Here is a 24,096-nt window from a genome sequence, read left to right as displayed (position 1 = left end):
TGAACACCCCCTTTGAACACCCCCGCTGAACACTGGCACCGAACCTCTCCCTTCGGCCCGCTGCCAACAGGCGCTGCCCGCCCCCGCTACTGCGCCATCGCCAGGTGTCCGGCGCAGTTCAGCGGTGTCGCAGGCCGGGCATCGGGCAGCGCCAGCATCGTCTGCAGCCCGCCGTTGCACGAGACCAGATCATCCAGCGTCAGCGGGTCCAGCGTGGCATAGAAGGCCTCGACGGCGCGGACCAGATGGCCGCGCATCCGGCACGCATGGCTGATCGGGCACGTATTGCCGCCCTGAATATCGAAACATTCGGCAATGGGCACGCTGGCTTCAAAGGCGCGGTAGACCGCGCCGATGCCGATCTGCGCTGCGGGCCGCGCCAGCCGGAAGCCACCGCGCCGCCCGCGCAGTGTCATCAGAAAGTCCAGTTGCCCCAGCCGGTTGACGACTTGCGCCAGATGATGCTCGGACGCATTGATCGCCTGCGCGACCTCATGCTTGCGCACCAGGACGCCTTGATTGACGGCGCAGAACATCAGCGTGCGCAGTGCAAGGCTGGTGCGGGTGGTCAGACGCATCGGGGAACCTCCATCCATCAAACATGCATCAATTCTATTGCAATTCAGGCCGCGCGGGCCTTGATCGAGATCAAGAACACCCCCGGTGCCGTCCTGATGGTGGCGTTTACGCGGCGAGAGCTTGCACAGCCCGCCGCGCCATCGCGTGCCTGCACCGGCAGAGCGGCCCCCTTGCAGGGCGGGAATTATGCACTATCGTGACGTTTCAACGTCGGACCAACAGAGGCTGCACAAATTTTGTTCACAATTCACCGCCCCCGCCGTGCCTGCATCTGATCCCGCGCCTGATGACCGGCGTGACGATGCCGGACCGCACGCGACGGGCGACCGGCAGCACGGCGGCCAGCAGCTCGGCGACCAGCAGCACGGCGGCCAGAAGCACCGCGACCAGACCCAGGCCGACCGCCACGCCCTGTGGCACACGGCCTATGGCAGCGTACTGGCGCATGATTTGCCCGCTGATCGCCCGCGAAGCCTCGGACATCTGCTGGATGCCGCGTGCAAGACCCATGGCGACCGCGTGGCCTTCACCTGTGTGATGCCCAACGGGATGAATGGCTCGCTCAGCTATACCCAACTGGGCCGCTTGTCGGATGAATTCGCTGCATGGTTGCGCGGCCCCGCCGGGGTGCAGCCCGGTGCGCGGGTGGCGGTGCAGATGCCCAATGGCCTGGCCTTCCCCGTGGTGGCGTTGGGGGTGCTGAAGGCGGGCTGCGTGCTGGTCAATACCAATCCGCTTTATACATCCCCCGAGATGACGCATCAGTTCCGCGACGCAGGTGCCGAGGTGCTGGTCATCACCGACATGTTCGCGGGCAACCTCGATGCGGTGCTGCCCCAGACGGACATTCGCCAGGTGGTACTGGCGGGCGTGGCGGACTTCTTTCCTGCGCTGCCCGGCCTGATTATCCGGGGGGTGCAGAAATACTGGTCCCGCGTCATCCCGCCTGTGCCGTCGCTGCAAGTGCCGGTCACCCGGCTGTCCGACGCCTTGGCCCAAGGCGCCGAAACGGGCGCGCAGGTCGCCCGCTTCTGGGAAGATCTCGGCCCCGATGATCTGGCGCTGCTGCAATATACCGGGGGGACCACCGGGACGGCAAAGGGCGCGATGCTGTCGCATGCCAACCTGATCGCCAATTCCTATCAGGCCCGCTTGATGGCCGCGCCGCATCTGTCGCGCGATGAGGTCATCCTGACCGCGCTGCCGATGTACCATATCTTCGCCTTTACCGTGAATTTCCTGACGTTTCTGGACCTCGGCGCGCGCAACATCCTGATCCCCAGCCCGCGCCCGATCCGCAACCTTCAGCGCGCCATCGAGAATTACAAGGTGACCTGGCTGACAGGTGTCAACACCCTGTTCAACGCGCTGATGAATGAGGAATGGTTCGCGATCTATCCGCCGCGCCACCTGCACGCGGTGGTGGCGGGGGGCACGGCCCTGCATGCGCCGGTTGCCGCGCGCTGGCAGGCGATGACCGGCGTGCCGGTGGCCGAGGGCTATGGCCTGACCGAGGCCGCGCCGCTGGTCTGCGTCAACCCGCTGACCGATAGCGCCAAGCCCGACAGCATCGGCGTGCCGGTACAGGGCACCGATGTGGTGCTGTTGGACGATGACGGCGCGCCGGTACCCATCGGTCAGCCGGGCGAGTTGGTGCTGCGCGGTCCGCAGGTGATGCTGGGCTACTGGAACCGGCCCGAGGATACCGCCGAGGTGCTGCGCGACGGCTGGCTGCGCAGCGGCGACATTGCGGTGATGGGGCCGGACGGGTTCCTGCGCATCGTTGACCGCAAGAAGGACATGGTGCTGGTATCGGGCTTCAACGTCTATCCCAATGAGGTAGAGGACGCGATCTTGCAAATGGAGGCCGTGCTGGAGGCCGCCGTGATTGGCCTGCCAGACCCCACGACGGGCGAGGCAGTACGCGCCTATGTCGTGAAAAACCCCGCCTACACCGGCGCGCTCAGCCCAAAGATGGTGCGCGACCACTGCAAGACGCGGCTGACGGGCTACAAATGCCCCGCGTCGGTGATCGTGGTCGAGGATCTGCCGAAATCCGCCGTGGGCAAGATCATGCGCAAGGACCTGCGCGCGCAGGCCCTGAAAGAGGAAGGGTGATCCGCCATGCTTTGGGGTCCTGAAACGACACGCGCGGCGGCGAGGGGTGCGGATGGGCGGACCGGGTGCCGGGCGCCTTCCGACCCTCTGCCCATGCGCCCCGCCACCAACAGACCTGCGCGCAAAAGGGCCACCGACCTGATGCTGATACACTTTGAAACCACATTCGCAGGGGCGGCTTTTGCCCGGCGCTGTCAGGCGGCGGGCTGGGCGCGGCAGGGCCTGACCATGCCACCGAAGCCACCGAAGCCCCGACTGACAGCGCCAGCCACAACGGCCAGACACCGCACCCCGGAACGCTCGGGCCCCGCGCGCCACGACAGGCGGCTGCCATGCTGACCGCGGCCGAAACCACCTTGGTCGCGGCGATGATGATGGTCATCATGTTGGGCATGGGGGCCAGCATGACGCTGCGCGATGTCCGGCTGGCGCTGCGCCGGCCGCGCGGCATCATCGTGGGGCTGGTCTGCCAGTTCGGCATCATGCCCGCGCTGGGATACACCATGGCCGTGGCGCTGGACCTGTCGCCGGGCGTTGCCATCGGGCTGATCTTGATCGCCTGCATGCCGGGGGGCACCACCTCGAACGTCTTTGCCTATTTCGCGCGCGGCGTGCTGGCGCTGTCGATCATGATGACCACGGTCTCCAGCCTGATCGCCGTGGTGCTGGTGCCGGGGCTTTTGGTGTTTTACGGCGGGCTTGCGGGGGTTGCGGGCGAATATGTCATCCCCGCGTCCAATGTGGCGCAGGTGCTGGCGCTGTTGCTGGTGCCGACGGGGCTGGGCATGGCGCTGCGCAAACTGCACCCCAATTCCGGCGCCACGGTCGAGCTGATCGGCGCTGTCATGGGCGGGCTGGTCATCGCCTATCTGGCGCTGTCGTGGATCCCGCGCAACGCGCAAATGCTGCTGGAAACCGCGCCTGCGGTCTATGCCGCCACACTGTCGATCGGGCTGGTGGGGATGTTCATGGGGTATTGGCTGGCGCGCGGTCTGGGCCAGGATGCGAACCGCGCCCGCACCATCAGCCTTGAAACCGGCATCCAGAACGGGCCGCTGGCCGCCCTGATCGTGACGCTCAGCTTCACCGGTCCCGCGCAGCAAGAGGTGCTGTTTGTCCCCATCCTCTACAGCCTCTTCATCGTGCTGACGTCACCCATCGTCACGGTCTTCTACCGCCGCCGCGCCGCCGCCGAGGCCGAGGCCCGCGCCGCCGCCAAGCTGCCCACGGGCTAGGGCGCTTGCCCTTCTTGCGCGCGCTGCACGGGGTCAGGCGCGTCTGGTAGTGCACGGCAAAATGGAACTGCGAGATGACAAAAAAGGGGCGGGCCTTTCAGCGCGCCCCTTTCAGATGTCTCGGTGAGCTACGGCGCGCGGCGGCCGCGCGAGATCAATTCAAATGGCTCAGGATTTGCCCTTGAACGGCGGTTTGCCGCCACCGGGTTTGCCGCCCGGTTTGCCAAACGGCCGCCCCGTGCCCGCACCGCCCGCAGGCTTGCCGCCGGGTTTGCCAAAGCTGCGCCCTTCGGGGCGACCTGCGCCCTCAGGCTTGCCAAAACCGCGCCCTTCGGGGCGGCCTGCACCGTCTGGTTTGCCGTAAGGCTTGCCGAAGGGCTTTGCCCCGGGTTTGCCACCCGGTTTGCCAGCGGGCTTGCCACCCTGATAGGCACCAGCGGGCGCATAGCGTTTCGACGTGTCGGACGCATCCATGGGCGCACGCCGCGCGGCGGCAGACGCCGCAGCCCCTTTGGGCGCATAGGTCTTTGCAGGGCCATCCGCCGCATCAGCGCGCGGTTTGCGCGGCGCGGGGGCTTCCATCGGCGCCGCGCCCGCATCGGGGTCATAGGCCGGTTTCAGCCGGGGCTTGCGCGATGCGGTCTTGGGTGCGCCATCACTGGTCGCCCCATCACTGGCTGCCGCGTCGCTGGGTGCAGCATAGCTTTGCGCGGGCCGCTCGGCGGTCAGGTCCAGCGGGCGGGGCTTTGTCGCCCGGGGTTTGCGCGCGGGCGCATCGTCATGGGCAGGCCGGTCATCCCGCTGAGAACGGTCATCCCGCTGAAAGCGATCCTCGCGCGGGGCACGGTCTTCGCGGGGTGCGCGTGGTGCGCGTTCCGGGCGTGGTGCGCTGAAATTGCCGCCCCCGGCAGGTGCCGAGGATTCGCGCAACCGGATGCCGTCTTCCACCGACATATCGGGGCCGATGGCGCCAAACAGCCGTTCGCGGGCATCGCCGTGGATCTGCACGAAGGTTTCCGCACCTTGTACCCGGATCGCGCCGATATCGCGCTTCGACAGGCCTGCCGACCGGCACAGCATGGGCAGGATCCAGCGCGGCTCGGCCCGTTGCTCGGCGCCGACCGACAGCGAGATCCAGAAACTGTTGGCGAATTCATCCCGCTCACGCGCCTTGGAGGCACCGGGTTCGCGCAATTCCTCGGGCGCTGACCGGGCGGCCATGTATTGGCGCGCGAAACCGGCGGCCAATGCTTCGGGGGCGAAGTTGCTCATCAGCAGCGTGACCAGATCCTGCTCGCCCGACTCTACGGGTGCGGTAAAGATCGGATCGGACAACAGCCGCTCCTGGTCGCGCGCCGTCACCTCGTCGGCCGAAGGAGCGCTGGCCCATTCCGCCTTCACGCCTGCGCTGCCCAGCAGCCGCTCGGCCTTCTTGCGGGCATTCGCGGGCACGATCACGGCGCTGACGCCCTTGGACCCGGCGCGGCCGGTACGGCCTGAACGGTGCAGCAACGTCTCGCGGTTGTTGGGCAGATCGGCATGCACCACCAGTTCCAGCCCCGGCAGGTCGATCCCGCGCGCGGCCACATCAGTTGCCACGCAAACCCGCGCGCGCCCGTCGCGCATGGCTTGCAGCGCATGGGTGCGTTCTTGCTGGCTCAGTTCGCCCGACAGCGCCACAACCTGAAAACCGCGGTTGTTGAAGCGCGCGGTCAGATGGTTGACCGTGGCGCGGGTGGCACAGAACACCAGCGCGTTCTTTGCCTCATAATACCGCAGCACGTTGACGATGGCATTCTCGCGGTCGGCGGCATCGACCACCAGCGCGCGGTATTCGATGTCATGGTGCTGTTCACGCTCTGACGTGGTCTGCACCCGCACGGCATCGCGCTGATAGCTTTGCGCCAGCCGGGCAATGTCGCGCGACACGGTGGCCGAGAACAAAAGCGTGCGCCGCGTTTCGGGCGCGGCCTGAAGGATGTATTCCAGATCTTCGCGAAACCCCAGATCCAGCATCTCATCTGCCTCATCCAGCACGGCGACGCGCAGGTCCGACATATCAAGGATGCTGCGCTCGATGTGGTCGCGCAGACGGCCCGGCGTGCCCACGACGATATGCGCGCCGCGTTCCAGCGCACGGCGCTCGGTGCGGATGTCCATGCCGCCGATGCACGACGCAATCACCGCGCCGGTGGTGGCATAGAGCCACTCAAACTCGCGCCGGACCTGCATGGCCAGTTCGCGCGTTGGCGCAATGATCAGCGTCAAGGGCGCTGCGGCCGGGCCAAAACGCGTATTCTCGCCCAGCAAGGTCGGGGCCATGGCCAGCCCGAAGGCCACCGTCTTGCCCGACCCGGTCTGCGCGGACACCAGCATGTCCGCATCGGTGTTGGCGGGGTCCAGCATGGCCAGCTGGACCGGCGTCATCTTGTCATAACCCTTGTCCGCCAGCGCGGTCGCAAGCGCGGGGTGCAGGTTCAATACGGGGGTATCGATTTGGCCGTCGGTCGGGCCATCAATCTGGGTCATGTGATCTGTCTTTCATGGGTCATGTCCCCATTGGCCGCGACTACCCTGAAGTCTTGCGCGGTGGGGATGTTGCACGGGCATCTGAAATGCGACCAGTTGCTGCACCGACCCCGAGTTGGCGCGCGTCTACCGCGTGGGGCGGCGGAAGTACAGGGGCAAACGCGCAGGCGCGCGGCAAAACCGCTGGTGGCGGGGGCCGTGTTGCGCGGGACGGCAATGCAGGCGGGGGGATCTGGATTGACGCGGCAGGGCGGCGGACTATGCTGCATCCCATACCGCCGGGTGCGGCGCACGAATGCCGCACAGCCCGCAAGACCCCGATCCCAACCCGAAAGGCCCTCTCCATGAACGATATGCCGCCCGTCATCGACGCCACCAAGCTGGACAAACTGGCCCAGGTCGCCGTGAAGGTCGGCGTCAACCTGCAACCCGGCCAGGACCTTGTGCTGACAGCGCCCGTCACCGCGCTGCCCCTGGTGCGCCGGATTGCCGCGCATGCCTATGCGGCGGGCGCGGGCGTGGTCACGCCGGTTTTCAGCGATGAGGAAATCACCCTTGCGCGCTACCGCCACGCGCAGGACGCCAGTTTCGACCGCGCGCCCGGTTGGCTCTATAACGGGATGGCCGAGGCCTATGCCGGCAATGCCGCACGCATGGCCATTGTGGGCGATAACCCGATGTTGCTGGCCGAACAGGACCCCGAAAAGGTCAGCCGTGCCAACCGCGCGAATTCCGCTGCCTACCAGCCCGCGATGAAGATGATCACCAACTTCAAGATCAACTGGAACATCGTGTCCTACCCCGGGGCCGCATGGGCCGCGCAGGTCTTCCCCGATGACGCGGCCCCCGAGGCCGTGCGCAAGCTGGCCGATGCGATCTTCGCGGCCTCGCGCGTGGATACCGACGATCCCGTGGCGGCATGGGCCGCGCATAACGCCGAACTGCGTACCCGCTCGTCCTGGCTGAACGGCCACCGCTTTCACGCGCTGCATTTCACCGGGCCGGGCACCGACCTGACTGTGGGGCTCGCCGATGGCCACGAATGGATGGGCGGCGCCTCGCCTGCGGAAAACGGCGTGATCTGCAACCCCAACATTCCCACCGAAGAGGTCTTCACCACCCCCCATGCCGCCCGCGTCGACGGCTATGTGCGCGCCACCAAACCCCTGTCGCATCAGGGCACGCTGATCGAGAACATCGAGATGCGGTTCAAGGACGGGCTGATCACCGAGGCGCGCGCGACCAAGGGCGAAGCGGTGCTGCTGAAGGTCCTCGACAGCGATGAGGGCGCGCGCCGCCTGGGCGAGGTCGCGCTGGTCCCCCATGCCTCGCCGATCTCGAAATCCGGCGTGCTGTTCTACAACACGCTCTATGATGAGAACGCCGCGTGCCACATCGCGCTGGGTCAGTGCTATTCCAAGTGCTTCGTGGATGGCGGCAAGATGACGCCGGAAGATGTGGCGGCAGCGGGCGGCAACAAGTCGGTGATTCACATCGACTGGATGATCGGCTCGGGCGAAATGGACATCGACGGCGTCCACGCCGACGGCCGCCGCGTCCCGGTATTCCGCAAGGGCGCATGGGCGGATTGATCGGGGGGCTGCCGGGGGTATGCCGACTGCGTTGCCGATTATTGCCCGGCAACGCAGTCGTGTGCCGGGTTCGAGCGCAAAACCACCGCCGCAAGTCCCAAAGTAACCAAGTATCAATGCGACATGACAACGCCTTCGTACATTAATCGTTTGCGGCGAAAGATCGGCCATGATCGCCTGATGGTACCGTCAGTAGCGGCTATAATTCGTGACGAGCAGGACCGTCTGCTGCTTCAGCGAAAAGCCGGGGCTGAGGGTTGGAGCCTACCCGCCGGTGCAATCGAACCTGGGGAGACGCCCGAACAGGCTCTGCGGCGCGAAGTCTTTGAAGAAACCGGCTTTAAGATATTGGCCGCATTTCTGACCGGCGCGTTTGGAGGGGACACTTTCCGATATACCTACCCAAATGGCGACAAAGTCGAGTATACGGTACTCACATTTCGGTGTGAAGTTCAGTTTCCGGCGGCACCGCCTACAGACAAAGAAACGATGGAACTGGGTTTTTTCGATGAAGCCGATATGCCGCCCTTGGCTTTGCCCTATCCCAGAGCCGTTCTATTCGAATGACTGCAATGCCCCGCATCACCGCCCCTCAATTCACCCCACGCGGGATCAAGGGCTTCAGCCCGCCGCGCATCGCCGGGCTGCCCCACGGCACGGCGATTTGGCAGGGCGTGATGCGCAGCGGGGATCGCGCAGGGGTGTTTCGGGCATAAACTGCGGCAGCGGGCAGGTTGGGAGCGCCGCACTCCGGCCCGCACCCCGGCCCGCCGACGCGCCGCTTGGTTCCCCGATGGGCAGGGGCCGGGATGTCCCGTGCCGCGACCCCGGCCTTAAACCCCAACCTGCGGCCCCGCGCACAACAGCGGCTGGCGGCTTTGCTCGACCTCATAAAGATCGGCGGCAGGCATCTCGCTTTCAAAACGGGCGCGCAGGCCATCGTCGGTCTGAAAGAAGGTCCAGCATTGCGGCGATGGGTCGTGTTCATAGACAAAACAGATCTGGCTGTTCTTCTCATACCAGACGCCTTCGCGGCATTCATCCCCGATGAAGGACCACAGAACCCGGCGGTCGGGCAGATATTGTTCGATCCCGTAGGCTACGCCGTCGACGCCAAAGGTCAGCGTGCGTCCGGTGACATAGCTTTCGAATTCCTCGGCGCTCAAGGGCGTGTCTTGCGCCAGCGCGGGCAGGGGGGACAGTGCCGAAAGCATCAGGAAGCAGGCAGTCAGTCTGGCGGTAGGGGTCATGGGAATTCCTGTGTTTCTGATCCAGGGCAACGGTGCCACAGCGCGCGCGGCAAGACCAGTCACACTGTGTTGTGGGCGGGGCCTTCGGTTGCCCCCGCAATCGGAACCGCCGCAGAAACCGCCACCGTAGCCGCAGCCGCAGCCCGCGCCAGCACCCGGTCCACGCGCCGGTCCATCATGCGCCGCCACAGCGGTGGCACCAGCGCCACGATGCCCATCGCGGGCAGCGACAGCGGCAGCATCGGTTGATCGGCAGGCAGGCGCAGCGCGGGATAGGGGCGCTGCGGGTTGGCGTGGTGGTCCGAATGGCGCGGCGCATTGACCATCATCGCCGATGAAAACCAATGCGGCGTGTTCCACGAATGCTGCGGCCCCATCGCCTCATAACTGCCATCGGGGCGTTGCTGTCGGCCCAATCCGTAATGTTGCAGATAATCCGACATGACCAGTTGCGTCTGGGCATAAAACGCCAGCCCCAGATAGGCCGCCACCCCCGGCCAGCCCAGGGTGGCATAGGCCAGCGCAATGAAGCCCGCTGCGCCTGCCACATAGATCACATAAGGGTTCAGGCGGCGCTTTGCACCGCGCCCATCGTCGCGCCGTGCCGCCAGCCGCGCCTGTTCCGCCCGAAACCCCTGCACGAAGGACCCCGCCCAGGCGCGCGGGAAATAGCGAAAGAAAGTCATGCCCTTGGGCGGGAAATTTGGGTCCAATGGTGTCGCGACATGGCGGTGATGCAGCAGCCGGTGCGCCGTGGTGTGATGGCCATAGAGCAGTGAGATATAAACCCATTGCCCCAGCGAAAAGAGGCCGCGCTGGCCGCGATGGATCAGCTCATGCGCGTTGGAATTGCTCATCTGCCCAAAGAACAGGCCAAAGCCGAAGAAAGCCGCGACCCGCTCGCCCATTCCCAGCCCGGTCGCGCCAGCTACCGCGGCCACGCCCAGCGGCACCAGCGCCAGATGTGCCAGCGCCAGCACGGCGGAAAGCCCGTCGGCGGCGGGAAACTCTGACCCCTCCGCCCCCGCGCGGTCGGCCACCGCCAGCACCTGATCGAGCGCGAGCGCGAATAACGTCAGATACAGCACCGCCGCCGCGATCCACACCCCGCCCCACAGCGCGCCAAGCACCAGCAGCGGTAAAGGGATCAGCGTGGCAAATGCGAAGGGCGTGACGGGATGGCGTGTCATGGGCGCGCTCAAGATGAACTCAATGATAATGTGGGTATAGCACGATCCTGCGCGGCGTCACCGGGGCGAATTGTCCTGTCGTGCGGCACGGTCGGGCAGGTGGCAGCGGCCCTTGGCCTGCGCCGCGCATCACCCGGACCCCAAGCATGCGCGCAATCCCCCCACGCTTGGCCCTTTCACCCGCGCCGAGAGTGTATTAGCTGAGAGAGTGGCAGGCGCATCTGACGCGGCGCGGCAGCGCGGCGCATCAAGGATTGCGACTGAACAGGCCGGCAATGTGCAAGCTGGCGCAGAACAGGCTGGCACAGAGTAGACTGGCACAGAGTAGACTGGCACAGAACAGGCTGGCACAGAACGGACGGCACTTACCCGGCGGAGGAACCGATGTCATTTTTCAAGAAGCTCAAGGACCGGATGTTCAAATCCTCCTCCCGCCTGGAAGAGGGGCTGGATGCGCTGGTCGATGTGCCGCAGGATGCGCCCGGAGCTGAAGCGCCCGAAGCTGACGCACCCGAAACCAAGGCGCCCGCAGCGGATACCCCGACACCGGCGTCCCTCGCACCCGCGCCGCCCGCCTCCGCAACACCGGCCCCCGCAACACCGGCCCCCGCAACGCCCGCTCCCGCCACACCGGGCCCCAAGGTGCCGCCCGCCCCCGCAACACCTTCACCACCTCAGCCCCCGTCACGGCCAACGCCGCCCCCTGAGGCAGCGCCCCAACCCGCGCCACAATCCGCGCCCCAACCCGCGCCACAGCCGCAGGGCGGGATGCTGGGTCGGGTCTTCGGTACCTCGGCGGCAGCCGCACCGCGCCGGGTCTTGGATGACGCGATGCTCGAAAGTCTGGAGGATGTGCTGATCCAGGCCGATATGGGCGTCGATACCGCGATGCGCGTCACCGCCAATCTGGCCGAGGGGCGCTTTGGCAAACGCCTGTCGGTGCCCGAAATCAAGCAGGCATTGGCCGCCGAGATTACCCGCATCATGGAACCCGTGGCCCGCCCGATGCCGATCTATGCCAAACGCCCGCAGGTCGTGCTCGTGGTCGGCGTCAACGGCGCGGGCAAGACAACGACCATCGGCAAGCTGGCCAGCCAGTTCCGCGCGGCGGGCAAGTCGGTCATCATCGCGGCGGGGGATACGTTCCGCGCCGCAGCGGTGGAACAATTGCAGGTCTGGGGCGCGCGCGCAGGCGTGCCGGTGATGACGGCGGCCGAAGGCTCGGACCCCGCAAGCCTTGCGTTTGACGCGCTGACCCGCGCGCAGGCCGAAGGTGTCGACCTGTTGATGATCGACACCGCCGGGCGGTTGCAGAACCGCGCGGATCTGATGGAGGAACTGGCCAAGATCGTGCGCGTGCTGCGCAAGAAAGACCCCGACGCGCCGCATAACACCTTGCTGGTGCTGGATGCGACCACGGGCCAGAACGCGCTGTCGCAGGTCGAGATCTTCCAGAAACTCGCCGATGTGTCGGGGCTGGTGATGACGAAACTCGACGGGACCGCGCGCGGCGGCGTCTTGGTGGCGCTGGCCGACAGGTTCGGCCTGCCGATCCATGCCATCGGGGTGGGCGAGCAGATCGACGACCTGCAAGCGTTTGACCCCGAAGATTTCGCCGCCGCCCTCGTCGGGCTGGACCGAGAGGGGTGAGGCGGGCGCATCAGCCCTGTGGTGCAAGGCGCTGCAAAGCCCGCTGATCTCTTCTGGGGCGGCCTGATCGCTGAAAAGCGTCCGATCCCTTGCGCGACAAGAGCCTTTTTCAGCGCATGGTCGACATCACGCGTTTCCGCAGGGAAAGGGGGGGGGCGCCATTGCGACCTTCACCAACAACCCCGCAGCGGCAGGATTTGTCGCACAAGGCCCGCAAACCATTGCGGTGCCGCGCCCACCCGGCAGCCCGTTACTGCTCCCGGGTCGCGCCTGACGGATGCTGCGGGCGAATGTTGCTGACGGATGCTGCGGGCGGATGTTGCCGGGCGCTAAGCGCTTTCGTCTCGCAGCCCCTCAGCGTGCCAGTTGACTCGCCTCGCGCGCCAGCGCGGTGATGCCTGCCCAGTCGCCTGCCTCCATCATCGCTTTGGGGGCAACCCAGCTGCCGCCGACGCACAAGACATTGGACAGTTTCAGGTAATCGGGCGCGCGGGTCAGGCTGATGCCGCCGGTGGGGCAGAAGCTGACCTGCGGCAACGGCGCGCCGATGCTCTTGACCGCCGCCGCGCCGCCGATGGCTTCGGCGGGAAAGAACTTCTGCACGGTATAGCCCAGCTCCAGCAGGTACATCACCTCAGAGGCGGTGGCGGCACCGGGCAGCAGGGGCAGGCCCTCGGCCGCGCAGGCAGCCAGAATGCGGTCGGTTGCGCCCGGCGCCACGCCGAACTGCGCGCCGGCCGCGCGGGCGCGGGCCACATCGTCGGGCGTCAGCAGCGTCCCCGCGCCCACGACGCCACCCGGCACGGCGGCCATTTCCGCGATGGCTTCCAGCGCGCAGGGCGTGCGCAGCGTGACTTCCAGCGCGGGCAAGCCGCCTGCCACCAGCGCCTCGGCAAGCGGGCGGGCATGGGCCAGATCGTCGATCACCAGCACGGGCACGACAGGGGCAAGGCGGCAGATGGCGGCGGTGCGCTGGCTTTGGTCGGTCGGTGTCATGGCGGTCCTCTGGGGCTGTGGAGGGGGATGGTAGCGCTATATCGCGGATCGCGCCGGGATCAAACCCTCAATGCAGCGATGCGCCGGGGTGCGTCGCGACGGGGGACCGACAAAGGGCGAAGGCCAGTGTCGCGGCAGGGGCTCTGCGTTGCGCGGGGCCAGCATCCAGCAAAGGGCCAGTATCATTCAGAGGGCCAGTATCATGCAGAGGGCCATTGCCACGGCTCCCGCCAGTGTCGCACGGGGTGGCCAATGCTGCGGCGAAGTCCAACGCTGCGACGGACCCATACCCACCACGCTTCCCGGCCTCCCGTCACGGCGCGCAAAAGCGCTGTCCATTCTCCATGCCCCAACGCCGGGACATGGCCGCAAAGGTGTCATCCCCCGATGTCGGCAAAGTGCCGGATCACGCCTGTGCAGCGCCCGGCACATCTTTCGGGGCCAAGCGCCTGACAAGGCTACCCCCCCTTGGACAGACCCATCTCAGCCCGGCCGGGCGATCAGCATATCTGTGGGCGGGGCGCGCATCAGGTCGCGGGCGTAATGCCCCAGCGCGCCTTCGATCCGGTTGGACTGTGTGCCGATGGCCAGAAGGTCGGGGCGCAGTTCGTCCAGCCGGAACATCAGCACCTCATAGAGGCCGCCGGGGATGATCTCGGGCGTGTCCAGTGCCGCGGGCAGGCCCGGCGTCTCGCAGAACGCCTTGCGCAGCATCGCGGCCTGGATCATGCCGGTGGTATCATCAGGGTCGCCGGGGCTGAACTTGTCGCGCAGCGGCTGGTGCAGCGCGTGGATGGCATGGAAGCGCGCGCCGGGTGCAATCTGCCCCGCCACCACCAATGCCCGGGCCGAGGCCGGGCCGAAATCCACCGCGCCCAGCACCGTCGCATAGGCCTGCGTCGGCGGCTGATGCGCGATCAGCACGGGGCAATCGCTGCCCAGCAATATCCGCTCCATCGTCGACAGCCGCAGCGTGTCGAGCACGCGCCGCTCGCGGTGCAGGCCCAGGATCAGTAGGTCCGCGCCCAGTTCCGCCACCAGCGCCGACAGCACGTCTTCGGGCGTGCCCTTTGCAACGCGGCACGCAATTTGGGGTCCGGGGTTGGAGCTGGGGTTTGGGCCTTGGTCTGGGCTGGGGGCAATCGCATGCTCCAAGGTGGTGCCTTGCGATGCGCCAGCCCCGGGGGGCGCTTCGCCCTGCGCGCCTGCGATATCGACGCCGTTCCCTCCTGACGTCCCGGCGCGGAATGGCGCTGCCAGCGATTCGAGATCGGCCAGCGCGCCGCCGTCGGTACCCTCGCGGCCCTTCATGCCCAACGCCCGGCGGGGCGAGAAGCCCGCAGGCTCGATCACATGCACCAAGATGATGCGCGGTGCGGCCTGTGGCCGGCCACCCGGGCCCGTTGCCATTGCCCGGGCCAGGCTGACTGCCCGGCCCAGTACCTGCGCCGAGCGTGCCGAAAGATCGGTTGCAGCGATGATCGTGCGCATCTGGCCCCTTTTGCGGCAAACATGGGTCCCGGGCGGAAATCTGCATTTCGTGCTGTGCCACTGTCCCGGGTCAGGCAGCGCAGCCTGTCAATATCGTGGCAGGTTTTCGTGCCCGCCGCAAATCCCATGTGCCGGGTCCGGCGGCCATTGGCGGAAACCCCGCATGCGCGGGCCACGATGCTGCCAATGGATGTCGCGCGCGGCCCCTATTCAGCCTGCCCGCGCGCCAGGAAGATCTGCGCCAGCAAGGTGGGGCTGATCATGTCAGGCTCGTCCCCGATGTGCTGGCGCTGTTCCAGCCCGGGGGCGTGGCGCATCAGGTCTTCGGCCAGCGCATCGGGCAGGCGGGTCACTGTCGCCTCGGACACCAGCAGGCTTTCCACGGGGATGCCCCCGGCATAGATGATCTCATGCCGGTCAAACACCAGACTGACGTAATCGACAAAGCCGCCCGTGCGCAGGGTAACGCGGTCGCCATCCACCAGATAGCGCGCCTGCAACAGCACCTCGGCGCGCGGCGCAAGGCGGACCCGGTCATCGGGGGTGCCACCACGGGCACGTGCGCCAGCGGATTGTGCGCCAGCGGATTGTGTGCCGGTCAGGGGTTTGCCGGTAAGGGGTGAGCTGGTCAGGGGTATGCCGGAGGACGTGCTTTCGTGGGGGGCACCTTGCCCGCCCGTCTGCCCTTCGTTGACCGTCTGCCCTTCGTTGACCGCTTGCCCGCCCGGCCGCGCGGCACCCAGCGCCGAGGTGCCCAGCCGGGTGCCTGCGGGGGTCGCTCCGCCGCGCAGATTGCCGCGCAGACTGCCCCGGGGGGTGCCGCCCGCGAAACTCCCGCGCTGATACAGGAACATCCGGTGATGCTGGCTGACCGACAGCGGCCCACGGTTGCCCAGCACCCCCGCGCCGATCACCACCGGCGCGAAACTGCCATACGCGCGCAATGTCGCCCGCCCGATCCAGCGCAGCGGCTGCGGCCCGTGGTCCCGCGTCAGGATCAGGTCGCCGGGGGCCAGCGTGCTGATCTCGGCCTGCGTCCCGTCGGCCCGCGCAATCATCGTGCCGCGCACGAAGGACGCGCAGGCCAGATCGGTCAGCCGCAGGCTGTCTTGCGCAGGCGCGCAGCGGATCAGCGTGTATTCCATCGCGCGGCGCAGCGGTGTCAGCGGCATGGCGTGGATCGCACCACCCGCACGGATCACCGCGATGCCGATCTGGTCGCCGTCCTGCGCCATCAGCGTCATTTCTCCCAGCACCTCGACCGGGTCGCCCTCGGCCCCGATGCCGGACCCCGCCGCCACGCGCGGCGCGTCCTGCGGTGCCGCCCCCTCGCGGCGCAGCAACAGGGTCAGGGGCTGTGCATGTCCCGCCAGTTGATAGATGTCGCCGGGGCACAACGTATCGGGCGCCGATAACCCGTCGCCCATGTTCGCGCCGGTCACGACGGTGAAATCCTGCGCGCGAAACACCTGCGCGGCGTATCCGGGAATGGCGGGCATCAAGCGGTCCTTCGCAGGGCGGGAATAGCCTGATATGCTAGGTCACTTCGGTACCGACCACAAGAAACACCGAAGCCCCGCCGCTTTCCCTTTGCCCGCCCGGATGCTAAACGCAAAACAACAACTTCATCCGGGGGAGAGAACGATCATGGAACTGGGCATCAAGGGCAAACGCGCGCTGGTCTGCGCATCGAGCAAGGGGCTGGGCCGGGGCTGCGCCGAGGCGCTGGCCGAAGCAGGCGCAGAGCTGATTCTGAACGCGCGCGGCGCTGAAGCGTTGGAGGCAACCGCCGCCCATATCCGCAGCACCTACGGTGTCACCGTCACCACGGTCGCTGCCGACATTACCACGCCCGATGGCCGCGCCCGCGTGCTGGAGGCCGCAGGGTCGGTCGATATTCTGGTTACCAATGCAGGCGGCCCGCCGCCGGGCAGCTGGCAGGACTGGAACCGCGATGCCTTCATCGCCGCGCTCGATGCCAACATGCTGACGCCCGTCGCGCTGATCCAGGCGCTGGTGCCGGGCATGATGGAACGCGGCTGGGGCCGGGTGGTCAACATTACCTCGCAATCGGTGAAATCGCCCATTCCCGTGCTGGGCCTGTCAAACAGCGCGCGCGCCGGGCTGACCGGCTTTGTAGCGGGCACCTCGCGGCAAGTGGCGGGGCAGGGGGTGACGATCAACAACCTTCTGCCGGGCATCCATGCCACCGACCGGGCGGAATCGCTCGATGGCGGCGTGGCAAAGGCGCAGAACATCACGATCGAGCAGGCGCGGGAAAACCGTCAGGCCACCATTCCCGCCGGGCGCTACGGCACGGCGGCGGAATTCGGCGCGGCCTGCGCCTTCCTGTGCTCGGTGCATGCGGGCTTCATCGTGGGGCAGAACATCTTGCTGGACGGCGGCGCGGTCAACGCCACGCTGTAAAGTAAACGCCACGCTGTAAAGCGGTTGCGCGGGCGCGCCGGTTTGGGCGCGCCTGATGCGGGCGGGCAACATACTGCGCGCGCCTGTTCCGGCGTAACCCATGTCGCGCGCGCGTCACTCCGGCGCGACACCCGCCTGTGGCAACAGCACCAGCACCTTGTTCAGAAGGCTGCGCGCCGGGCGGGCCTGCGGATGGGCGTCATCCTCGGCCACCGCACCCAGCGCACCCATCAGCGCCGCCAGCTCATCCGCCGTCAGCATCACCGGCGGCAGCACCAGCGGCGCGCGCAAGACATAACCCAGACCACGCTCGCCCTCTATCGGCAGGCCGGTCTGCGCCATGATCGCCATGTCGCGCCAGATGGTGCGGGTGGACACCCCCATCGCCCGCGCCAGTTCCTGCGCGGTGCGCAATTTGCCGTCGCGCAGGATCTGCACCAGCGCATAAAGCCTTTCGTCGCGTTTCATCGGCTGCCCCCTTCGGCCCGCGTCTCCGTCTTGCACGAATGCGCAACTGACAAAATACTGTCAGCAGACTGCATTGGCCAGCGGTTTGGGGCTTTGACTGCCGCGCAAGACTTCATAAAACGTCCACATGGGGGCGCGCGGTCAGGCGCGCCCGATAGATCGACGTGCCGGACCCCACACGGGCCGCGCGGCAAAGAGGGAGAAGACAGAAAATGCTGAACAATATCGGCCTTCCGGGCATTCTGATTCTGGCGGTTGTGGTGCTGGTGCTGTTCGGGCGCGGCAAGATCAGCTCGCTCATGGGCGAGGTCGGCAAGGGCATCACCGCCTTCAAACGCGGCGTCAAGGACACCACCGATGGGATCGAAAACACCGCCGAGGAAGACAGCAAGACCCCCCGCGACGTGACGCCCCAGCCCGAAAAAGACAAAGGCTGAGGACAAAACCTGCGTCCGCCCCGCGCCGGTGCCGCACAGGCATTGTGATCGGCCGACGCTGTGATCGGCCGGCGCTGTGGTCGGCTTGGCTCTGTGATCGGCCGACGCTGTAATCGCCATGGCGCCGGGCGCGGCTTTGAAATGATTGTTAAGGACCTGATCCATGCTTGATATCGGCTGGAGCGAACTGCTGATCGTGGGCGTCGTCGCGTTGATCGTGGTCGGCCCAAAAGACCTGCCGCGCATGTTCCACACCTTCGGCCAGATCGTGGGCAAAGCGCGCGGCATGGCGCGCGAATTCCAGAACGCGATGGAAGATGCCGCGAAGGAATCCGGCGTTCAAGATGCCGCGCGAGAATTCCGCGACGTGGCCTCGGGCAAGGACATGGGGTTGGAAGACTTCCGCGACATCGCCAAAGGCAAGCCCTGGAAGCCCGCGATGCGCGCCGCCTCGCGGGCTGATGCGAAGGTCCCCCCCGCGCAATCGCCCGCCCCCTCGGTTGCCGAAGAGGCCGCGGCCGATGAGATCGACTCCGCCGATCTGTCGCCGCCCCCGACGCAATCCGCGCCTGCAACAGCGCGCGCGTCGGCATCCAGCGCCGTCCGCGCTGACACTCCGCCCGCCGCATCCGCCGTCGAACCAGTCACAGCACCCCCCGCAGACGCCCCGGCAACGCCGCAACCCGCCGTCAGCAAGCCAAAGACCGCGAAAGCAAGAACACCGAAGCCGAAGGCCGCCGACGCCAAGGCCGCCGACGCCAAGGCGGCAAAGCCGAAGGCCGAGAAAACCACCACCAAGGCACCCGCGAAGAAGCCCGCGACGCCGAAAAGCGCGACTGCCAAACCCGTCACCAGCAAAACCGCGACCGCCAAAACCGCGACCCCAAGACCCGCAACCGCCAAGACCACCAAAACCGCCAAGACCAAAGACCGATCAGGGACGCATGACGCATGAGCACGGATGACATCGAAGACAACAGCGCGCCCCTGATCGAACACCTGGCCGAACTGCGCAACCGGCTCATCAAGGCCGTTCTGGCCTTCGTGATCGCCATGGTGCTGTGCTTCACTGTCGCGGAACCGATCCTCGATTTCCTCGCCGGGCCCATCGTCGATGTGCTGCGCGGGCGCGGCGAAGACCCGCGCCTGATCTTCACCGCGCCGCAGGAGAAATTCTTCGTCCTGATCCGGATTTCGGTCGTCGGCGGCTTCGCGCTGTCCTTCCCGGTGATCGCGCATCAGTTGTGGCGCTTCGTGGCGCCGGGACTGTACCGCAGCGAAAAGAACGCCTTTCTGCCCTTCATCGTCGCCTCGCCCCTGCTGTTTCTTCTGGGCGCGGCCTTTGCGCATTACATCGTCACGCCGCTGGCGATGAGCTTTTTCATCGGCTTTTCGGATGCCATCCCCGCGCTGGCCGCAGTGCTGACGGGCGACGGTCTGGATGAGGCAGCCGCCGTCGCCGAGAACAGCGATTTGCGCACCATCTTCCTTGGGTCCGTCCGTGAATCCCTTGATTTGTCGCTGAAATTCATCTTCGCTTTTGGCCTTTGCTTCCAGCTTCCGGTGCTTCTGACGCTGATGGGCAAGGCGGGGCTGGTGTCGGCACAGGGCCTGCGCGCCGGGCGGAAATGGGCGATTGTGGGCATTCTGACCATGGCCGCACTGGTCACGCCGCCGGATGTGTTCACCCAGTTGATCCTGTTTTGCGCCGTCTACAGCCTTTATGAGGTCTCGATCATCCTCGTGGCGCTCGTCGAACGCAAACGCAACCGAGAGTTGCGCGAAGCCGGGCTGCTGGATGATGAAGACGACGAGGCCGACGCATGAAGGACACCATCGCCGACCCCACGCTGATCCGCATCGCCGAGGCGTTGGAACGCATCAGCCCGCCACCCGCCCCGACGCCCGATTTCACCGCCGCCGAAGCCTTCGTGTGGCACACCGCGCCGGACCGGCTGGACCCGGTGCGCCGCGTCAACCGCGTCGCCATGGACCTGCTGGTGGGCATCAACCGGTCGCGCGATACGCTTCTGGACAATGCGCTGCAATTCGCGCGCGGCATGCCCGCGAACAACGCGCTGTTGTGGGGCGCGCGCGGCATGGGCAAATCGTCGCTGGTCAAGGCAGTTCACGCCGAAGTCTTGCGCCAACTGCCTGACAGCCGCCTGAAACTGGTTGAATTGCAGCGCGAAGACCTGCCCAGCGTCGGGCGTCTGCTGTCGCATCTGCGCCGGTCCGATGCGCGCTACATCCTGTTTTGCGATGATCTGTCGTTCAGCCATGATGACGAACATTACAAATCCCTGAAGGCCGTGCTGGATGGCGGGGTCGAGGGGCGGCCCGACAATGTGGTGCTTTACGCCACATCGAACCGCCGTCACCTGATGCCGCGCGACATGATCGAGAATGAGCGCTCCAGCGCAATTTCCCCGTCCGAGGCGGTCGAGGAAAAGGTGTCGCTGTCGGATCGTTTCGGCCTATGGCTGGGCTTTCATCCCTGCAGCCAGGACGAATATCTGGCGATGATCGACGGCTATTGCGCCGCCTACGGCGTGACGATGGACGCCGCCCAACTGCGGGCCGAGGCGATTGAATGGCAGGCGACGCGCGGCGCGCGCTCTGGCCGGGTGGCCTGGCAGTTCTTCACCGATCTGGCGGGGAGGCAGGGCGTGCGGCTGTAGCCGCGCCCCACGCCGGTGTCATGCCGTGCGGCTGTAGCCGCGCCCCACGGCCCGGTGTCATGCCGCGCCGTGGCCCATTCGCGGCCTCAGATCACCGCGAACTTGTCCACATCCACCATGCCATGGTCGGTGATCTTCAGGTGCGGGATCACCGGCAGCGCCAGAAAGGCCAGTTGCAAGAACGGCTCTTCCAGTGTCACGCCCAGGCTTTGCGCCGCCTTGCGCAACGCCGTCAGGCTTTGATGCACCGCCTCGAACGGTTCCAGGCTCATCAGGCCAGCGACCGGCAGCGGCAGTTCGGCCAGCACTTCGCCATCGCGCACCACGACAAACCCGCCCTCGATCGCGCCCAGCCGGTTCACCGCCAGCGCCATGTCGGCGTAATCCATCCCGACCACGGCGATATTGTGGTGGTCATGGCAGACGGTCGAGGCGATTGCCCCGGCCTGCACCCCGAAACCGCGCACGAATCCATTGGCGATATTGCCGTTTTTGCCATGCCGCTCGACCACCGCGATCCGCGCCAGATCGCGGGCAGGGTCGGGGCGCTGGTCGCCGTCGGTGGCAACGATGGTTTCGGACTGGTGTTCGGTCAGGATCTTGCCGGGCCAGATGCCGATGACCGGCGTCGGGTCGCTGGCGCGCGTATAGCGGAAGTCTTGTGCGCTGACCTTGCGCGCCTTGGCCGACCCGCGCGCCACGGGTGCGATGATGTCGCGCGCGCCAAAAGCCGCGTCATCCGCCAGCACGCCGCCGCAAAACACCATCTCGGCCCGGCAGGTGGCCAGATCGTCCAGCACCACGATATCGGCGCGCTTGCCCGGTGCGATCTGCCCGCGGTCCTTCAGCCCGAACGCCTCGGCCGCTGAAAGGCTGGCCGCGCGGTAGACGGCCAACGGGTCGCATCCTCGCGCGATCAGCGTGCGGATCATGTAGTCCAGATGCCCGTGTTCGGCGATGTCCAGCGGGTTACGGTCATCGGTGCACAGGCACATATAGGGCGCGGTCACCGGGGTCAGCAGCGGTGCCAGCGCCAGCATGTCCTTCGAGACCGAGCCTTCGCGGACCAGGATGCGCAACCCTTTTTGCAGCTTTTCGCGCGCCTCCTCCGCGGTTGTCGCCTCATGCTCGGTCCGGATGCCGGCGGCGCAATAGGCGTTGAGGTCGCGCCCGCGCAGCAGCGGCGCATGCCCGTCGATATGTCGGCCCGCAAACAGGTGCAGTTTCTCCATGCAGCCCGGATCACGGTGGATCACGCCGGGGTAGTTCATGAATTCCGCCAGCCCGATGACACGCGGATGATCGGCCAGGGGCGCCAGATCAGCCGCCGACAGCGCCGCGCCCGCCGTCTCCATATGGGTGGAGGGCACGCAGGACGACAGGTTGACGCGGATGTCCATCACCGTACGGCTCGATGCGTCGAGGAAATACCCGATCCCCTCCAGCCCCGCGACATTGGCGATTTCGTGCGGGTCGCAGATCGCCGTGGTGACGCCGCGCGGGGCAACACAGCGGTCGAATTCAAACGGCGTCACCAGCGAGGATTCGATATGCAGATGCGTGTCTATGAACCCCGGCACCAGTATCTTGCCGGTTACGTCGATCACGCGCGTGCCCTCATATGCCGCGCCGATCCCCACGATGGTATCGCCGCAGATCGCCACATCGCCCGTGATCCGCGCGCCGGTGACAAGGCAAAGCACGCTGCCGCCGCGCAAGATCAGATCGGCAGGCAGATCACCGCGGCCCTGCGCGATGCGGGTTTCCAAAGTCATGGTGATGTATCCTTGGTCAGGGGTTTGGACGGTATCGTTGCGCAATCAGGGCGCGACCGCAAGGGGCCGCGCGCCCGCGCATCCCGCGTGCCCTGTCGGCGTGCCCGCGCAAAGGTTAACACACCCATCCCCCAGCGCGCGTATGTATCAAAACCATACTGTTTCCATACCGATTCCAGATAGCCGCTTTGCCCTTCTACCGGGCTGAAGTTAACACAATTCTCACGCCAGACGCCCCTCCAGCGCGCGGGCCAGAAGGGGGAAGCTGTCGGCTGAAGGGCCGGGCGCGTGCAGCGCCGCAAAGGCGTCAAGCGCCGGCCAGACCTTGATCGCGCGGTCGATCAGCGGATCGGTCCCGGCCTCATAGAGGCCCGCCTGAATCATCAGCTCGGCCCGGTCATAGGCGCCCAGCAGCCGCCGCGCCTCGGCGATATACTGGTTCTCGGACGGGGTGGCGGCAGCGGGCAAACTGCGCGAGACCGAGCGCAGAATATCCACCGCCGGGAAGCGCCCGCGCTCGGCAATCGTGCGGTCCAGCACGATATGCCCGTCCAGCACGCCGCGCATGATATCGGCGATGGGTTCTTCCATGTCCGAACCCGCGACCAGCACGCTGAAGACCGCCGTAATCATCCCCTGATCGGGCAATCCAGGCCCCGCCCGTTCGGTCAGCGCGGTGATCATATGGGCCGAGGACGGGGGGAAACCGCGCACCGCCTGCGGCTCGCCGCCCGCCAGCGCGATCTCACGATGTGCCTCCGCAAAGCGGGTGATGCTGTCCATGAGCAGCAGCACATGCCCGCCCTGATCGCGGAAATGTTCGGCCACGGCCATCGCGGCCCAGGCGCAGCGGCGGCGGATCAGCGGCGACTGGTCAGCGGTGGCGGCGACCACGATGGCGCGGGCCATCCCCTCGGCCTGAAGCACGCTTTCGACGAATTCCCGCAGTTCGCGCCCACGCTCGCCGATCAGGCAGACCACGACAACATCGGCCGGAACCTCGCGCGCGAAAGTGCCCAGCAGCGTCGATTTTCCAACGCCCGAGCCCGCGAAAAGCCCGATCCGCTGCCCCGCGACCAGCGGCAGCAGCGTGTTGAACAGCGTCATCCCGGTGTCCAGCCGCCCGCCCAAACGGCCGCGCCGTGTTGCCGTCGGGGCGGCCGGGCGCAGTGCGCGGGGCAGGCGACCGCGCGACAGCGGCAGCCCGTCCAGCGCCGCGCCGAACGGGTCGACGATACGGCCTATCCAACTGTTATCAGGCGCAATATCGCATTGGCCCAGCAAGGTGACAGGATCGTTCAGCGCGATGCCGTCGCCGGGGGAATCGGTCAATACCGTCACCGCGTCGGGGCCGATGCGGACCACCTCGCCGCCGCGCCCGGCGGGGGTTTCGACCGCACCGATCACCGGGCCAACCCCGGCGATGGTTCCCGCGACACTCCCGTGTCCGATGACCACCCGGTCGCCCATCCGCGCGCGCTGCGACAGGCCCCGCACCTGTACCACCCCGCCCCCCGATCCCGCCACCCGGCCCAGGTAGCGGACCGCCGAAAGCCCGGCGATGTCTGCAATCAATTTGTCAAAAATCATCGTCGAATCCTTTGAACCCGGTCTCATGCTTACCGTTTCTAAAGGAATCACCCTTAAGGCTTGGTGTATGCCAGCAAGAGGGAGAAAC

General features: G+C 66.6%; 21 protein-coding genes. 11 read left to right on the top strand and 10 right to left on the bottom strand.

The window, feature by feature from the left end:
* Window positions 1-86: 86 nt before the first annotated feature.
* Window positions 87-578: an RrF2 family transcriptional regulator gene (locus H9529_RS03865; RefSeq protein WP_092889639.1), complete on the bottom strand. Its 492-nt coding sequence runs from the start codon at window positions 576-578 to the stop codon at window positions 87-89.
* 187 nt (window positions 579-765) lie between these two features.
* Here H9529_RS03865 and H9529_RS03860 point away from each other — a divergent pair, with 187 nt between their 5' ends.
* Both H9529_RS03860 and H9529_RS03855 read left to right on the top strand, forming a co-directional pair.
* Window positions 766-2,697, top strand: coding sequence for an AMP-binding protein (locus H9529_RS03860; RefSeq protein ID WP_092889642.1), 1,932 nt, complete (start codon window positions 766-768; stop codon window positions 2,695-2,697).
* Window positions 2,698-2,861: 164 nt separating this feature from the next.
* Window positions 2,862-3,932, top strand: coding sequence for a bile acid:sodium symporter family protein (locus H9529_RS03855; RefSeq protein WP_317889644.1), 1,071 nt, complete (start codon window positions 2,862-2,864; stop codon window positions 3,930-3,932).
* Between the two features lie 168 nt (window positions 3,933-4,100).
* Here H9529_RS03855 and H9529_RS03850 read toward each other — a convergent pair whose 3' ends face one another.
* Complete coding sequence (locus H9529_RS03850; protein ID WP_397544897.1) at window positions 4,101-6,359, bottom strand: DEAD/DEAH box helicase; 2,259 nt, start codon at window positions 6,357-6,359, stop codon at window positions 4,101-4,103.
* A gap of 446 nt (window positions 6,360-6,805) precedes the next feature.
* Here H9529_RS03850 and H9529_RS03845 point away from each other — a divergent pair, with 446 nt between their 5' ends.
* The 3 genes from H9529_RS03845 (at window position 6,806) to H9529_RS03835 (ending at window position 8,769) form a co-directional block, all read left to right on the top strand.
* The gene (locus tag H9529_RS03845; RefSeq protein ID WP_092889651.1) at window positions 6,806-8,053 is read left to right on the top strand and encodes an aminopeptidase; all 1,248 of its coding nucleotides are present in this window, start codon (window positions 6,806-6,808) and stop codon (window positions 8,051-8,053) included.
* Between the two features lie 123 nt (window positions 8,054-8,176).
* Complete coding sequence (locus tag H9529_RS03840; protein WP_092889654.1) at window positions 8,177-8,620, top strand: NUDIX domain-containing protein; 444 nt, start codon at window positions 8,177-8,179, stop codon at window positions 8,618-8,620.
* A gap of 5 nt (window positions 8,621-8,625) precedes the next feature.
* Window positions 8,626-8,769 (top strand): hypothetical protein, encoded by a 144-nt coding sequence (locus tag H9529_RS03835; protein ID WP_176847118.1) that lies wholly within the window; start codon window positions 8,626-8,628, stop codon window positions 8,767-8,769.
* A gap of 117 nt (window positions 8,770-8,886) precedes the next feature.
* Here H9529_RS03835 and H9529_RS03830 read toward each other — a convergent pair whose 3' ends face one another.
* Together H9529_RS03830 and H9529_RS03825 are read right to left on the bottom strand one after the other, a co-directional pair.
* Entirely contained in the window at window positions 8,887-9,303 is a 417-nt protein-coding gene (locus H9529_RS03830) for a hypothetical protein (RefSeq protein WP_223814284.1), read from the bottom strand.
* Between the two features lie 59 nt (window positions 9,304-9,362).
* Entirely contained in the window at window positions 9,363-10,493 is a 1,131-nt protein-coding gene (locus H9529_RS03825) for an alkane 1-monooxygenase (RefSeq protein WP_092889657.1), read from the bottom strand.
* A 384-nt stretch (window positions 10,494-10,877) separates the two neighbouring features.
* Between H9529_RS03825 and ftsY the strand changes: the two genes are divergently transcribed.
* A complete protein-coding gene (ftsY, locus tag H9529_RS03820; RefSeq protein WP_092889660.1) occupies window positions 10,878-12,143 on the top strand; it encodes a signal recognition particle-docking protein FtsY in 1,266 nt (421 codons plus the stop codon).
* Window positions 12,144-12,497: 354 nt separating this feature from the next.
* Here ftsY and eda read toward each other — a convergent pair whose 3' ends face one another.
* The 3 genes from eda to H9529_RS03805 form a co-directional block, all read right to left on the bottom strand.
* Window positions 12,498-13,139 (bottom strand): bifunctional 4-hydroxy-2-oxoglutarate aldolase/2-dehydro-3-deoxy-phosphogluconate aldolase, encoded by a 642-nt coding sequence (gene eda / locus H9529_RS03815; RefSeq protein WP_092889663.1) that lies wholly within the window; start codon window positions 13,137-13,139, stop codon window positions 12,498-12,500.
* 483 nt (window positions 13,140-13,622) lie between these two features.
* Window positions 13,623-14,630, bottom strand: coding sequence for a universal stress protein (locus tag H9529_RS03810; RefSeq protein ID WP_092889666.1), 1,008 nt, complete (start codon window positions 14,628-14,630; stop codon window positions 13,623-13,625).
* 206 nt (window positions 14,631-14,836) lie between these two features.
* Window positions 14,837-16,129, bottom strand: coding sequence for a Hint domain-containing protein (locus H9529_RS03805; protein WP_223814283.1), 1,293 nt, complete (start codon window positions 16,127-16,129; stop codon window positions 14,837-14,839).
* 148 nt (window positions 16,130-16,277) lie between these two features.
* Here H9529_RS03805 and H9529_RS03800 point away from each other — a divergent pair, with 148 nt between their 5' ends.
* Window positions 16,278-17,057: an SDR family oxidoreductase gene (locus H9529_RS03800; RefSeq protein ID WP_092889669.1), complete on the top strand. Its 780-nt coding sequence runs from the start codon at window positions 16,278-16,280 to the stop codon at window positions 17,055-17,057.
* 114 nt (window positions 17,058-17,171) lie between these two features.
* On the opposite strand, the gene H9529_RS03795 is transcribed toward H9529_RS03800, so the two are convergent.
* A complete protein-coding gene (locus H9529_RS03795) occupies window positions 17,172-17,525 on the bottom strand; it encodes a helix-turn-helix transcriptional regulator (protein ID WP_092889672.1) in 354 nt (117 codons plus the stop codon).
* 212 nt (window positions 17,526-17,737) lie between these two features.
* Here H9529_RS03795 and H9529_RS03790 point away from each other — a divergent pair, with 212 nt between their 5' ends.
* The 4 genes from H9529_RS03790 (at window position 17,738) to H9529_RS03775 (ending at window position 20,643) form a co-directional block, all read left to right on the top strand.
* On the top strand, window positions 17,738-17,962 hold the full coding sequence (locus H9529_RS03790; protein ID WP_092889675.1) for a twin-arginine translocase TatA/TatE family subunit: 225 nt from the start codon (window positions 17,738-17,740) through the stop codon (window positions 17,960-17,962).
* Window positions 17,963-18,125: 163 nt separating this feature from the next.
* Window positions 18,126-18,917, top strand: a complete 792-nt coding sequence (tatB, locus tag H9529_RS20595; protein ID WP_218132145.1) for a Sec-independent protein translocase protein TatB — start codon at window positions 18,126-18,128, stop codon at window positions 18,915-18,917.
* Complete coding sequence (tatC, locus tag H9529_RS03780) at window positions 18,914-19,789, top strand: twin-arginine translocase subunit TatC (protein ID WP_092889678.1); 876 nt, start codon at window positions 18,914-18,916, stop codon at window positions 19,787-19,789. The genes tatB and tatC overlap by 4 nt, the downstream gene beginning before the upstream one ends.
* Entirely contained in the window at window positions 19,786-20,643 is an 858-nt protein-coding gene (locus H9529_RS03775; RefSeq protein ID WP_397544885.1) for an ATP-binding protein, read from the top strand. The genes tatC and H9529_RS03775 overlap by 4 nt, the downstream gene beginning before the upstream one ends.
* Window positions 20,644-20,729: 86 nt before the next feature.
* Here H9529_RS03775 and ade read toward each other — a convergent pair whose 3' ends face one another.
* Both ade and H9529_RS03765 read right to left on the bottom strand, forming a co-directional pair.
* Window positions 20,730-22,418, bottom strand: coding sequence for an adenine deaminase (gene ade / locus H9529_RS03770; RefSeq protein ID WP_092889681.1), 1,689 nt, complete (start codon window positions 22,416-22,418; stop codon window positions 20,730-20,732).
* A 222-nt stretch (window positions 22,419-22,640) separates the two neighbouring features.
* Window positions 22,641-24,008, bottom strand: a complete 1,368-nt coding sequence (locus H9529_RS03765) for a FliI/YscN family ATPase (RefSeq protein WP_092889684.1) — start codon at window positions 24,006-24,008, stop codon at window positions 22,641-22,643.
* Between the last annotated feature and the right edge of the window lie 88 nt (window positions 24,009-24,096).

The organism is Roseicitreum antarcticum (assembly GCF_014681765.1).
Classification (GTDB): domain Bacteria; phylum Pseudomonadota; class Alphaproteobacteria; order Rhodobacterales; family Rhodobacteraceae; genus Roseicitreum; species Roseicitreum antarcticum.
This window is presented reverse-complemented; position numbering and strand designations above follow the sequence as displayed.